Consider the following 12338-nt stretch of genomic DNA (forward strand, 5'->3'; position numbering starts at 1 on the left):
GCCATGATGCGCGACCGCCTCAATGTCTCGCTTCCCGTGGAGATGATCGCGAGGATCAACGAACTCGCCGCTCAGAAACGCCTGACGCGCTCCGCCATCGTCGAGGCTGCGGTCGCATCCTTCCTATCGCCTGACGGCGCGGATCGAATGGAGGCCGCCTTCACGCGCCGCCTCGACAGGCTGACCCGCCAGGTTCAACGCCTCGAACGCAACAGCGGCCTCACGACCGAAGCGCTCGCGCTGTTCGTCCGCTTCTGGCTGACCGTCACGCCGCCCTTGCCGCCGGAGGCGCAGGCCAGCGCCCAGGTGAAAGGGCGCGAGCGCTACGAGGGCTTCATCGAGGCGCTGGGGCGACGACTCAATCAGGGACGGACATTGCTCGACGAGATTCCGAGAGACATGCTCCGAGCCCGGGACTCTGATGAAAGTGCGAAGAATTCTCTCGACTAGACCGCTCAGACGATTTGATCGAGATGAGGGCGCATGTGAGGGCAACAATCAAGACAGTTTTTTCTGCCCTCTTTCCGCCGTTTAACGGAGACATGTGAGACGCATTGTTTTGCCGAAGGTCCACTCGACGCACCCCCAGCGGCATTGAGAAGGAATTAGCTCGTCTTTACTCGTTGAGCGATCTCGAAGTGGTCAAACCGCGGGAGCACCGACGAACGCTTGACACATATCATGTGATCGTCGAGTTTTTGCCTCTGTAGTATCGGACCGCTCGTTATCAATGGCGACGAAGGCCCACAGGTCTATCCCGCCATCTGAGAAAAGGCGTATCGTTTGGACTTTCGGATACAGGGCAGAACGGCTGTCGTTTGCGGCGCCTCTCGGGGACTTGGTATGGCATGCGCCTTGGCACTTGCCAGCGAGGGCGCTCATGTCACGCTCGTCGCACGGCGGGCCGAGACGTTACAGGCGGCCGCCGACCGAATTGCGGAGGCGACCGGACTTCGGCCCGCCTTCGTCGTTGCCGATGTCGGCACTGCGCAAGGGCGCGCTGCAGTCCACGCGTCGACCTCCGAGGCGGACATTCTCGTCACCAATGCCGGCGGCCCGCCGGCTAGAGATTTTATGGATTTGACGCTCGAGGATTGGGAGCGGGCGCTCAACGTCAATTTTCTTTCTGCGGTCGAGATGATCCAGACGTTCGTGCCCGGCATGCGCACGCGGCGTTTTGGTCGGATCGTCAACATCACATCGGCGACCGCCCGAATGCCGGTGGAGAGACTTGACCTCTCCACATCGGCTCGGCTGGCGCTCACCGGGTATGTGGCAGGCGTCGCTCGACAGATCGCCAAGGATGGCGTGACAATCAACAACCTGCTGCCGGGCACCATCATGACGGAACGACTCATCGAGCTCGGCGCAACCGCCGACGCACTGATTGCCCGTGTCCCCGCCGGGAGAGCTGGAAAGCCGGAGGAATTCGGAGCAGCATGCGCGTTCCTCTGCAGTGAGCAGGCGGCCTTCATCACGGGCCAGAACCTTCTCATTGACGGAGGATTGTGCGCGCTGACGATCTGACGGTGCGCAAATTCTGTCCTCTAAGCGCAGCAGGAATGCTGAAAAGCGACGGCTTCATGAAAGCCGTCCACATGGCCTTCCGAGCAAGTATTTTTTCGCTGCGCTTCGACGGGCCGCTACGACGCCCGCTGGCTTGTTGATTTCATCGTTTTCTTGCCTTTTCTAATCATCCCCGTGGCCGTTCGCCTTCGCGAGATCGGCGGAAGCGGGGGCAATCTTGGCGGCATCTCTTCTCCATTCGCAGGCTCATGCACGCGGCGCGCGTATGCTGCGCACCGCGCTCGGACCTGCCGTCGCGAGCTTTCTCGAAGATCCGACCGTCGTCGAGGTGATGCTCAATCCGGATGGCAGGCTCTGGATCGACAGACTATCGAGCGGCCTCAAGGACAGCGGTTGCAGAATGTCGGCGGCCGATGGCGAGCGCATCGTGCGGCTCGTCGCCCATCATGTCGGCGCCGAGGTGCATCCGCTGGCGCCACGCGTCTCGGCGGAATTGCCCGAGACGGGAGAGAGATTCGAAGGACTGCTCCCGCCCGTCGTTGCGGCGCCCGCCTTCGCAATCCGAAAGCCTGCCGTCGCAGTGTTCACGCTCGACGACTACGCGCGCGAAGGCGTGATGACAGTCGGTCAAGCCGACTCCCTGCGAAAGGCTGTTGCGGATCGCAAGAACATTCTCGTCGTCGGCGGCACCTCCACCGGCAAGACGACGCTCACCAACGCGCTGCTCGCCGAGATCGCGCACACGGCCGATCGCGTCGTGCTGATCGAGGATACGCGTGAACTGCAATGCCGCGCGCCGAATCTCGTCGCTCTGCGCACCAAGGATGGCGTCATCTCCCTCTCCGATCTCGTGCGCTCGTCGCTTCGACTGCGGCCCGACCGCATTCCGATCGGCGAAGTCCGCGGCGCCGAAGCCCTCGATCTGCTGAAGGCCTGGGGCACCGGACATCCCGGAGGCATCGCCACCATTCACGCCGGCACGGCGGTCGGGGCGCTGCGCCGTCTCGAGCAGCTCATTCAGGAAGCCGTGCTCACCGTGCCGCGCGCGCTGATCGCCGAGACCATCGATGTCATCGCCGTTCTTCAGGGCCGCGGCGGCGAGCGGCGCCTCTCCGAGCTCGCGACCGTCGACGGCCTCGATCCATCCACCGGCGATTACCGAGTCCTTTCGATTGCTGCACATGTCGCAGGAGACCAATCATGACGCCCTTTGTTCCGCATAGCCGATCTGGCCGCCGTATCGCCATTCTCGCCGCCATCGTCGGCTGCGCGGTGATCTCTTCTTCTTCGGCCCACGCCTCCGGCTCTTCCATGCCATGGGAGACGCCGCTCAACCAAATTCTCGAATCCATCCAGGGTCCGGTCGCCAAGATCATCTCGGTCATCATCATCACGGTAACCGGCCTCACACTGGCGTTCGGCGACACGTCAGGCGGCTTCCGCCGGCTGATCCAGATCGTCTTCGGCCTCTCGATCGCCTTCGCCGCCAGCTCCTTCTTTCTCTCCTTCTTCTCTTTCTCCGGCGGAGCGCTGATCTGATGAGCGGCTTCAACAGCGCCGAGGACGTCCCCGGCTTCTTCGTCCCCGTGCATCGGGCGCTGACCGATCCGATCCTGCTCGGCGGCGCGCCGCGAGCGGTCGCCATCGCCAATGGCACGCTCGCCGCGGCCATCGCGCTCGGCCTTCGCCTCTGGCTTCCCGGCGCTCTGTTCTGGGCGGTCAGCCACAGCGCCGCGGTCTGGGCGGCGAAGCGAGATCCGCAATTCGTCGAGGTCGTGCGCCGACATCTGCGCTATCCCGCTTATCTCGGTGTGTGAGGCTCCATGCTGAATCTCGCTGAATATCGCGGCCGCCCGACGAGCCTCGCGGACTTCTTGCCCTGGGCCGCTCTCGTCGCCGAAGGCGTCGTCCTCAACAAGGACGGCTCGTTTCAGCGCACCGCGCGCTTCCGCGGACCCGATCTCGACAGCGCGACGCCGGCCGAGCTCGTCGGCGTGACCGCTCGCCTCAACAATGCGCTGCGCCGCCTCGGCTCCGGCTGGGCGATCTTCGTCGAAGCCGATCGGACGTCGGCGCAGCATTATCCGCATGACCGCTTTCCCGATGCGGCTTCTGCGCTCGTCGACCTCGAGCGGCAGAACGCATTCGAGGAGGCCGGCGCGCATTTCGAGAGCAGCTATTTCCTGACTCTCCTCTGGCTGCCGCCGGAGGAGGACGCGTCGCGCGCCGAAAACTGGCTCTATGAAGGCCGCGCGCAAGACGGCGTCGATCCGTGGGAGCTGCTGCGGGGGTTCATCGATCGCGCCAATCGTGTGCTGCAATTGGTCGAGAGCTTCATGCCCGAGGCCAAATGGCTCGACGACGGCGAGACGCTGACCTTCCTGCATTCGACGATCTCGACGCGCCGTCAGCGCGTCCGCGTCCCCGAAACGCCGATGCATCTCGACGTGCTGCTCGCCGACGAGCCGCTCACCGGCGGGCTGGAGCCGCGGCTCGGAAACGCGCATCTGCGCATTCTGACCATCGTCGGCTTTCCGACCGCGACTCACCCCGGCATTCTCGATGAGCTCAATCGTCTCGCCTTCCCCTATCGCTGGTCGACGCGCGCCATCCTCCTCGACAAGACGGAAGCCGTCAGATTGCTGACTCGGATCAGGCGGCAATGGTTCGCCAAGCGAAAATCCGTCGCCGCCATCATCAAGGAGGTGATGACCAATGAGGCTTCGACCCTCGTCGACTCCGACGCGGCGAACAAGGCCGCCGACGCCGATGTCGCGCTGCAAGAACTCGGCGCCGACGATGTCGGCGAAGCCTATGTCACCGCCACTGTCGCCGTCTGGGACGAAGACCCGGCGATTGCGACGGAACGGCTGCGCCTCGTCGAGAAGGCGATCCAGGGCCGCGACTTCACCTGCATAGCGGAAGGGGTGAATGCGGTCGAAGCTTGGCTCGGCTCTCTTCCCGGTCACGCCTACGCCAATGTCCGCCAGCCGCCGATCTCGACGCTCAATCTCGCCCATATGATTCCGCTCTCCGCCATCTGGGCCGGAGCAGACGGAGACGAGCATCTTCGCGCCTCTCCCTTGCTCTTCGGCAAGACCGAAGGCTCGACGCCGTTTCGCTTCTCGCTGCATGTCGGCGACGTCGGCCATATGCTGATCGTCGGTCCGACGGGCGCCGGCAAATCCGTGCTGCTGGCGCTGATGGCGATGCAGTTTCGGCGCTATGCCCGCGCGCAGATCTTCGCCTTCGACTTTGGCGGCTCGATCCGCGCGGCGGCGAACGCCTGCGGCGGCGATTGGCATGATCTCGGCGGCGGCCTGTCGGCGGGCTCAGAGGAGAGTGTGGCGCTGCAACCGCTCGCCCGCATCGACGACGCGGCCGAGCGCGCCTGGGCGGCGGAATGGGTAGCCGCCATCCTCGCCAAGGAAGGCGCCACCATAGATCCGATCGCGAAAGAGCATATCTGGTCCGCGCTCACCTCGCTCGCCTCTTCGCCGCCTAGTGAACGCACACTCACCGGCCTCGCAGTCTTGTTGCAATCGACGGCCCTGAAGCAGGCGCTTCAGCCCTATTGCGTGGGCGGCCCCTTCGGCCGGATGCTCGACGCCGAAGAGGAGCGCCTCGGCTATTCCAATTTCCAGGCTTTCGAGACGGAAGGCCTCATCGGCGCGGGCGCCGCAGCAGCCGTGCTCACCTATCTTTTTCATCGCCTCGAGCAGCGCCTCGACGGAAGGCCGACCTTGCTCGTCATCGATGAGGGCTGGCTCGTGCTCGACGATCCCGCCTTCGCGCGTCAGCTGCGCGAATGGCTCAAGACCCTGCGGAAGAGGAACGCGTCCGTCGTCTTCGCCACGCAGTCGCTCGCCGACATCGACAATAGCCCGATCGCGCCGACGATCGTCGAGAGCTGTCCGACCCGCATTTTCCTCCCGAACGAGCGCGCGATCGAACCGCAGATCACCGTAATCTATCGCCGCTTCGGCCTCAACGATCGCCAGATCGAGATCATCGCCCGCGCGACGCCCAAGCGCGACTATTACTGCCAATCGCGACGCGGCAATCGCCTTTTCGAACTGGGGCTCGGACCGATCGGCCTCGCCTTCTGCGCCGCCTCATCCAAGACCGATCACGCCGCGATCGAGCGCATCCTCGCCGATTATGGTCCGGACGGCTTTCTCCGCGCCTGGCTGATCGAGCGCGGCCTCGAATGGGCCGCCGATTTCATCCCCGACCTCACCAATCTGGAGTTTTCCTGATGGCTGCTCCGTCTCATTGCCGCGACGCCCTGTTCGGCGCAGCCGCTCTTTGCTTCTCGCTCGTCGCCGATTTGGCACCCGCGCAGATCGTCGTCTACGATCCGAGCAATTTCTCGCAGAACGTGCTCACCGCCGCGCGCGAGCTGCAGCAGGTCAACAATCAGATCCAGAGCCTCGCCAATGAGGCCCAGATGCTGACCAATCAGGCGCGCAATCTCGCGAGCCTGCCGCTCTCGACGCTGAGCCAGCTCCAGACGACGATCCAGAAGACGCAATCGCTGCTCGCCCAGGCGCAGCGCATCGCCTTCGATGTCCAGCAGATCGAGACTGCGTTCGCGACGACCTATGGTTCGGCGTCGACCAGCTCCTCCAGCTCCGGACTGATCGCCACGGCGCAGACGCGTTGGCAGAATTCCGTCGCCGCCCTCGAGGATTCCTTGAAAGTGCAGGCCGGCGTCGTCGGCAATATCTCGAGCAACGGCTCCGCCATGTCGTCGCTGTCCTCCGCCAGCCAGACGGCGACCGGCGCGCTCCAGGCGGCGCAGGCGGGCAATCAGCTGCTGGCGCTGCAATCGCAGCAGCTCTCCGATCTCGTCGCCGTGGTCGCAGCCAAGAGCCGCGCCGATGCGCTCGAACAATCGCGCCTCACGGCCGCCGAGTCACAAGGACTGGAGCAATATCGGCGTTTTTCGACGCGTTCCGGCTATCAGCCGGACAATGTCACCATGTTCCACGGCAATTGAGGCGCGGCCATGGGACCAGCGGACATATGGCGCGCCGGCGCGATCCTCATTCTGATCGCCACATTGGTCGCGACGCTCTCCGCAATCGATCTCGATGCGCCTGCGCCGTTCATCGGTGACGCCGGCGCTGCCTTCGTCAACGATCCAGACGATCTTTCCGCCGAGTTGCGCCGCTGCAGCGCACTCGGTCTCCAGGATGCCGAAGACAAGCGCTGTGAGGCGGTCTGGACGGAGAACCGCCGCCGCTTCTTCGGCAGGCCGGCGCGGCCGACGCCTCCCACGGCCGCGCCGGCCGCTGCTACATCGAAAGGCGCTGCGCCATGAACAATGTCGGCGTCATCGACTCCTTCCTGAACACCTTCACGACCTATATCGATTCCGGCTTCGGCCTGCTCAAGGGCGACGTCGCCTATCTCTCCTCGACGCTGATCGCGATCGACATCACGCTCGCCGGCCTGTTCTGGGCCTGGGGCGCCGACGAGGATGTGATCCAGCGACTCGTGAGGAAGACGCTCTATATCGGCTTCTTCGCCTTCCTGATCACCAATTTCAACAAGCTCTCGGGAATCGTCTTCAACAGCTTCGCCGGCGTCGGCCTCAAGGCCGGTGGCTCTTCGGTGTCGACCACCGATTTCCTGCGGCCGGGCCGTCTCGCTCAGGTCGGCCTCGACGCCGGCCAGCCGCTGCTCGACGCGGCGAGCCAGATGATGGGCTTTGCGTCCTTCTTCGCCAATTTCGTTCAGATCGCCGTGCTGATGATTTCCTGGCTGCTGATCGTCATCGCCTTCTTCATCCTCTCCGTGCAGCTCTTCGTCACGCTGATCGAGTTCAAGCTGACGACGCTCGCCGGTTTCGTGCTCATTCCCTTCGCGCTCTTCAACAAGACTGCCTTTCTCGCCGAGAAGGTGCTCGGCAATATCGTCGCCTCGGGCGTGAAGGTGATGACGCTCGCCGTCATCGTCGGAATCGGCTCCGGACTCTTCTCGCAATTCACGACGAGCTATGGCGGCGAGCAGCCGACGATCGAGCAGACGCTCTCCGTCGTGCTCGCCGCGCTCGCCATGCTCGGACTCGGCATATTCGGTCCCGGCATCGCGACCGGCCTCGTCTCCGGCGCGCCGCAGCTCGGCGCCGGCGCAGCGGTCGGAACCGGAGTCGCCGTCGCGGGCGCCGGAATGGTCGGAGGCGCGGCGCTCGGCCTCGCCGGAAGGGGAGCGACGGCCGCCGCCTCGGGAGCCGCCGTCACCGCGCGCGGTGGCGCGAGGCTCGCCGGCGGGGCCGCTTCGGCCTATGCGCTCGGCTCGGCCGGCGAATCTGGGCCTTCGGCTGTCGCCGCCGGACTCGCCGGTGTTGGCAAAGCGGCGGGCGCAGTCGCAGCGGCGCCCTTCCGGCGCGCGGCCGCTCGCGCGACGAGCTCCCTTGCCGAGAACTATTCCGCCGGCGCACGCGCCGCCTTCGCAGCGACCGGCGGCTCGTCGACGACAGGCGCGGTCGGCGACGGCGCGACCAGCGTTCCGCCAGGGAATGCGCCGCCCGCCTGGGCGCGGCGCATGAAGCGCAATCAACTCGCGAGCCACGGCGCGACGACCGCCGCGCATGTCATTCAGTCCGGCGACAGCCATGGCGGCGGCCATTCCGTCGATCTCTCACAAGAGGAATAGACCCATGTTCCGACGCGCCTCGGTGCGCTATGGCCGCACGCCCGAACCGGAGACGCCCTATCAAAGAGCCGCGCAGGTCTGGGACGAGCGCATCGGCTCCGCACGCGTCCAGGCGCAGAACTGGCGCTTGATGGCTTTCGGCTCGCTGCTCTTATCCTGCGGTCTCGCGGCTGGTCTCGTCTGGCAGTCGACGCATGGGACCGTCGTCCCCTGGGTCGTAGAAATCGACCGGCTCGGCGAGGCGCGCGCCGTCGCTCCGGCGACCGCAGATTACACGCCGTCCGATCCGCAGATCGCCTGGTATCTCGCTCGCTTCATCAAGGATGTGCGTGCCGCTCCGGCCGATCCTGTCGTGGTCCGGCAAAGTTGGCTGCAGGCCTATGACTTCACGACGACGGCGGGCGCCGCGGCGCTCAACGACTACGCACGCGCCAATGATCCTTTCGCCAAGCTCGGCAAGCAGCAGATCGCCGTCGACGTCTCCAGCGTCATCCGCGCCTCGACCGACTCGTTCCGCGTCGCTTGGATCGAGCGCCGCTATCAGGAGGGCGCGCTCGCCGACACCACGCGATGGACGGCGATCCTCACCATCGTCATCCAGCTGCCGACCGACGCCGATCGTCTCCGCAAGAATCCGCTCGGCGTCTACGTCAACGCCATCAACTGGTCCAAGGAGCTCGGACAATGACCCGGCCGAATTTCCAGAATGCCGGCGATCCGGCTTCGCACATCGCCGTAAACCTGCGGTTCCGGAAAAATGGAAACGCATCTTTCCGTAAAGCCGGCTTTGCGATTCTGCTCATTTCCGTGCCCTCGCTGGCCGGATGCGCGAAATTCATTCCGCCCGACATTGATTACGACGACGCCGCGCCGGCGCGGCTCTCCGCCGATCCGCCGGCGCCGGTGAAAATCGTCACCCTCGCCAAGCCGCTTCCGTTACCGGGCCAGTTGAAGCCGCTTTACTCCGGCAAGACGCCGCCCGAGCCCGCCGATCCTGCCGTGCGTGTCAATCTGGCCAACGCCGCCGCCCGCGTGCAGCCGGTGCGCGACGGATTCATCAACGCCGTGCAGGTCTATGCCTTCTCCGGCGGCGCGCTCTATCAGGTCTATTCCGCGCCCGGACAGATCACCGACGTCGCTCTGCAAGAGGGCGAACAGCTCGTCGGCTCCGGGCCGGTTGCGGCTGGAGACACCGTCCGTTGGATCATCGGCGACACGGAGAGCGGCGCGGGCGCGACCAAAAAGATCCACATCCTCGTCAAGCCGACGCGGCCCGATCTCGTCACCAATCTCGTCGTCAACACCGATCGGCGCACCTATCTGCTCGAGCTGCGATCGACGGAGAAGACCTATATGGCCTCGGTCTCCTGGCAATATCCAGAAGACCAGCTCATCGCCTTGCGCCGTCAGAACGTGGTTGCGGAATCCGCTGCGCCGATCGCGACGGGCGTCGACGTCTCCGCGCTGAATTTCCGCTATGCAATCCAGGGCGACACTCCGGCCTGGCGGCCATTGCGCGCCTTCGACGACGGATCGAAGGTCTATATCGAATTCCCGAGCGGCATTCGCCAGGGTGAGACGCCGCCGCTCTTCGTCATCGGTCCGGCCGGCGGCTCGGAGCTGGTCAATTATCGCGTGAGCCGCAACTATTACGTCGTCGATCGCCTCTTCGCGGCGGCAGAGCTCCGCCTCGGCGATGCGGATAGCGAGCGGCGCGTGCGCATCGTCCGTACCGACGGAAGGCCGCGGTCATGACGCCGAACTCGAATGACGAGCGGTTTGCCGCATCGCCGCCGATTGCGCCCGACCTTCGCCTCCGCGGCGAACGCCCGCGCGTGACGCGGCTGTCGCGCAAGGTGCTGATCGGCATGGCGAGCGTCGCCGCTCTCGCGATCGCCGGCGCGCTCGGCTACGCCCTCCAGCCCCGCGAGCGGACCGGCGCGGCCCAGGAACTCTACAATACGCAGAACCGTCCTGCAGCCGACGGCCTCGCGAACCTCCCCAAGGACTATACCGGAATGCCTCGGCCGGCGCCGCCGCTCGGCCCGCCTCTCCCGGGCGATCTCGGGCGGCCGATTTTGAATGCTAGCGCGGCCGGCAATACGACGATCGTCGGCGGATCGGCGTCCGACCCCGAGGCGCAACGTCGCGCGCAAGAAGGTGAGGCCGCGCGCGTGAGCCGCCTCTTTGCTCAGACGAACGAGCGCGAGAGGCCGAGCACGCCGAGCGCTCCGACCGCGATCTCTGCTGTCGATGCAGGCGCTACAGCGGCGCCGTCTGTCGACGCCGGTTCCGCGCAGAACATGCAGGATCGCAAAACCGCTTTTCTGACTGCTGCGACCGACAGGCGAACCGTCAGTCCCGACCGGCTCGCCAAGCCCGCGTCGCCCTATGTCGTTCAGGCGGGAACCGTCATCCCCGCCGCGCTCATCACCGGCCTCCGCTCCGATCTGCCGGGACAGATCACCGCCCAAGTGACCGAAGCAGTCTACGACAATCCGACGGGGAAATTTCTGCTCATCCCGCAGGGCGCGAAGCTCATCGGCCAATACGACAGCTCCGTCGCTTACGGCCAAAGGCGCGTGCTCCTCGCCTGGACCCGGCTCATCATGCCCAATGGAACCTCGATCGTGCTTGAGCGGCAACCGGGCTCAGACGCCGCCGGCTATGCCGGCCTCGAGGACGAGGTCGACAATCATTGGGACATGCTGATCAAGGGAGCCGCGCTCTCGACGCTGCTCAGCATCGGCGCCGAAGCGGGAACCACAGGCAGCGAGAGCAGCCTCATCCAGGCGATCCGCCGCGGTGGCTCCAACAGCGCCAGCCAGACCGGCCAATTGCTCGTTCAACGCCAGCTCAATGTCCAGCCCACTCTCACCATCCGGCCGGGCTTCCCCGTCCGTGTGCTCGTGACGCGGGATCTCCTATTGGCTCCATACAAAGAAGGAATGGCGCCGTGACGAAACTGAAGCTCGGTCCGCTCGCCGACGACAAGCCCGTCAAAATCACCGTCGAGATTCCCGCCTCTCTGCATCGCGATCTCACCGCCTATGCCGACGCGCTCGGCCGAGCCAATGGGCAGACCATCGCCGATCCGCTCAAGCTGATTGTCCCGATGCTTCAGCGCTTCATCGCGACCGACAGAGCCTTCGCGAAGACTCGGACGCGTCCGAAACCTCAACCCGATGTCGCGGAAACCGAAAGGTCGGGATAGCGGGCGCGCAACAGATCGAGAAATGGCTGCAGCATCGGACTGCTGTTCGTCTCTTTCCAATAGGCCGCGAACTGAAGCCGCATTTGCCCACAGTCGCCATGCAGCTCGCGATGGGTCACTCCGGGGCAGCCAAATCCGGCGGCGCCTTCGAGCAGTGGCGCGACGCCATAGCCGGCGCCGACGAGGCTCAGCAGCCTGTCGAGGCTGACATCCTGATAGCTGATACGCAGAGAGCCCGAGCCTCCTGCCTTCACGCTCAGCAATTGCTCGAGCTCAGAATCGACGCCGCTCCGCGTCAGCAATATCCGATTGTTGCAAAGCTCTCGCCATTTGATCGCTGGTCGATTATTGAGCGGGTGATGTTCCGGAACGGCCACGACCACCCGCTCGCCCCAGAGCGGCAGAACACGGTCGTTCCACCTTCCGCCGCCGGAGGTCAATATGGCGACGTCGATCGCGCCGGCGGCGAGCTCGCCGAGCAATCCCTCCTTGGCGCCGTCGACCAGGAGAATATCCGCATCCGCGATCTGGCGGCGTAACTCCGCGAGCGTCTCCCGCAGATTGCCGGCTGAAAGCGACGAACAAATCCCTATTCGTAATGGCCTGCTTCCGCCGTTGCGTCGCGTTTTGAATGTGAGGAAGAGACGGTCCGCTTCGTCGACGATGGGCCGCGCCAATTCCAGAAACTCCCGACCGACCGGCGTGAGCTTCGTTCCGCCGGTCGTGCGCTCGAACAAGTCCACGCCGAGCTCACATTCGAGATCATGCAATCGACGGCTGAGGGTGGATTGACGCGTATTCAGCGTCTCCGCCGCTTGCCGAAGACTTCGATGCCGTGAGGCGACAAGGGCCCATCTCAGCTCCCTGAGATCCAAACGTATTGCTCCTTCCCAAGTAATTCCACACACGATCCGTCCGATCGGGGCACTCCTTA

At 64.9% G+C, this 12338-nt stretch carries 14 protein-coding genes; 13 read left to right on the plus strand and 1 reads right to left on the minus strand.

The window, feature by feature from the left end; all coding sequences use genetic code 11:
* The first annotated feature begins 6 nt into the window (after nt 1-6).
* The 13 genes from FMZ75_RS12660 (at nt 7) to FMZ75_RS12720 (ending at nt 11404) form a co-directional block, all read left to right on the plus strand.
* Nucleotides 7-450 carry a ribbon-helix-helix domain-containing protein gene (locus tag FMZ75_RS12660; protein ID WP_166143307.1) on the plus strand — a complete coding sequence of 148 codons (444 nt, stop codon included), beginning with the start codon at nt 7-9 and terminating at the stop codon, nt 448-450.
* Between the two features lie 333 nt (nt 451-783).
* The gene (locus FMZ75_RS12665; RefSeq protein ID WP_166143221.1) at nt 784-1527 is read left to right on the plus strand and encodes an SDR family oxidoreductase; all 744 of its coding nucleotides are present in this window, start codon (nt 784-786) and stop codon (nt 1525-1527) included.
* A gap of 217 nt (nt 1528-1744) precedes the next feature.
* Nucleotides 1745-2731 carry a P-type conjugative transfer ATPase TrbB gene (gene trbB / locus FMZ75_RS12670; RefSeq protein WP_166143223.1) on the plus strand — a complete coding sequence of 329 codons (987 nt, stop codon included), beginning with the start codon at nt 1745-1747 and terminating at the stop codon, nt 2729-2731.
* Nucleotides 2728-3066, plus strand: a complete 339-nt coding sequence (locus FMZ75_RS12675; protein ID WP_166143225.1) for a TrbC/VirB2 family protein — start codon at nt 2728-2730, stop codon at nt 3064-3066. Before trbB ends, FMZ75_RS12675 begins: the two co-directional genes overlap by 4 nt.
* Nucleotides 3066-3344 (plus strand): VirB3 family type IV secretion system protein, encoded by a 279-nt coding sequence (locus FMZ75_RS12680; protein ID WP_166143227.1) that lies wholly within the window; start codon nt 3066-3068, stop codon nt 3342-3344. Before FMZ75_RS12675 ends, FMZ75_RS12680 begins: the two co-directional genes overlap by 1 nt.
* A 6-nt stretch (nt 3345-3350) precedes the next feature.
* A complete protein-coding gene (trbE, locus tag FMZ75_RS12685; protein ID WP_166143229.1) occupies nt 3351-5786 on the plus strand; it encodes a conjugal transfer protein TrbE in 2436 nt (811 codons plus the stop codon).
* Nucleotides 5786-6529, plus strand: a complete 744-nt coding sequence (trbJ, locus tag FMZ75_RS12690) for a P-type conjugative transfer protein TrbJ (RefSeq protein WP_166143231.1) — start codon at nt 5786-5788, stop codon at nt 6527-6529. The genes trbE and trbJ overlap by 1 nt, the downstream gene beginning before the upstream one ends.
* Nucleotides 6530-6538: 9 nt before the next feature.
* A complete protein-coding gene (gene trbK-alt, locus FMZ75_RS12695; protein ID WP_166143233.1) occupies nt 6539-6853 on the plus strand; it encodes a putative entry exclusion protein TrbK-alt in 315 nt (104 codons plus the stop codon).
* Entirely contained in the window at nt 6850-8190 is a 1341-nt protein-coding gene (gene trbL, locus FMZ75_RS12700; RefSeq protein ID WP_166143235.1) for a P-type conjugative transfer protein TrbL, read from the plus strand. Before trbK-alt ends, trbL begins: the two co-directional genes overlap by 4 nt.
* A 4-nt stretch (nt 8191-8194) precedes the next feature.
* On the plus strand, nt 8195-8878 hold the full coding sequence (gene trbF, locus FMZ75_RS12705; protein ID WP_166143237.1) for a conjugal transfer protein TrbF: 684 nt from the start codon (nt 8195-8197) through the stop codon (nt 8876-8878).
* Nucleotides 8875-9945, plus strand: a complete 1071-nt coding sequence (gene trbG, locus FMZ75_RS12710; RefSeq protein ID WP_166143239.1) for a P-type conjugative transfer protein TrbG — start codon at nt 8875-8877, stop codon at nt 9943-9945. The genes trbF and trbG overlap by 4 nt, the downstream gene beginning before the upstream one ends.
* Complete coding sequence (locus tag FMZ75_RS12715; protein ID WP_166143241.1) at nt 9942-11150, plus strand: TrbI/VirB10 family protein; 1209 nt, start codon at nt 9942-9944, stop codon at nt 11148-11150. The genes trbG and FMZ75_RS12715 overlap by 4 nt, the downstream gene beginning before the upstream one ends.
* Entirely contained in the window at nt 11147-11404 is a 258-nt protein-coding gene (locus FMZ75_RS12720) for a DUF2274 domain-containing protein (RefSeq protein ID WP_109027543.1), read from the plus strand. Before FMZ75_RS12715 ends, FMZ75_RS12720 begins: the two co-directional genes overlap by 4 nt.
* Here FMZ75_RS12720 and FMZ75_RS12725 read toward each other — a convergent pair.
* A complete protein-coding gene (locus tag FMZ75_RS12725; RefSeq protein ID WP_370464714.1) occupies nt 11368-12312 on the minus strand; it encodes a LysR family transcriptional regulator in 945 nt (314 codons plus the stop codon). The genes FMZ75_RS12720 and FMZ75_RS12725 overlap by 37 nt on opposite strands.
* Nucleotides 12313-12338: the final 26 nt, after the last annotated feature.

It is taken from the genome of Methylosinus sp. RM1 (assembly GCF_011378635.1).
GTDB classification, from domain to species: domain Bacteria; phylum Pseudomonadota; class Alphaproteobacteria; order Rhizobiales; family Beijerinckiaceae; genus Methylosinus; species Methylosinus sporium.

Excerpts from the sequence above, each read along its gene's own strand:
- FMZ75_RS12660 (WP_166143307.1), top strand. The coding sequence starts at position 7 with ATGCGCGACCGCCTCAATGTCTCGCTTCCCGTGGAGATGATCGCGAGG.
- FMZ75_RS12675 (WP_166143225.1), top strand. The coding sequence starts at position 2,728 with ATGACGCCCTTTGTTCCGCATAGCCGATCTGGCCGCCGTATCGCCATT.
- FMZ75_RS12680 (WP_166143227.1), top strand. The coding sequence starts at position 3,066 with ATGAGCGGCTTCAACAGCGCCGAGGACGTCCCCGGCTTCTTCGTCCCC.
- trbE (WP_166143229.1), top strand. The coding sequence starts at position 3,351 with ATGCTGAATCTCGCTGAATATCGCGGCCGCCCGACGAGCCTCGCGGAC.
- trbJ (WP_166143231.1), top strand. The coding sequence starts at position 5,786 with ATGGCTGCTCCGTCTCATTGCCGCGACGCCCTGTTCGGCGCAGCCGCT.
- trbK-alt (WP_166143233.1), top strand. The coding sequence starts at position 6,539 with ATGGGACCAGCGGACATATGGCGCGCCGGCGCGATCCTCATTCTGATC.
- trbL (WP_166143235.1), top strand. The coding sequence starts at position 6,850 with ATGAACAATGTCGGCGTCATCGACTCCTTCCTGAACACCTTCACGACC.
- trbF (WP_166143237.1), top strand. The coding sequence starts at position 8,195 with ATGTTCCGACGCGCCTCGGTGCGCTATGGCCGCACGCCCGAACCGGAG.
- trbG (WP_166143239.1), top strand. The coding sequence starts at position 8,875 with ATGACCCGGCCGAATTTCCAGAATGCCGGCGATCCGGCTTCGCACATC.
- FMZ75_RS12715 (WP_166143241.1), top strand. The coding sequence starts at position 9,942 with ATGACGCCGAACTCGAATGACGAGCGGTTTGCCGCATCGCCGCCGATT.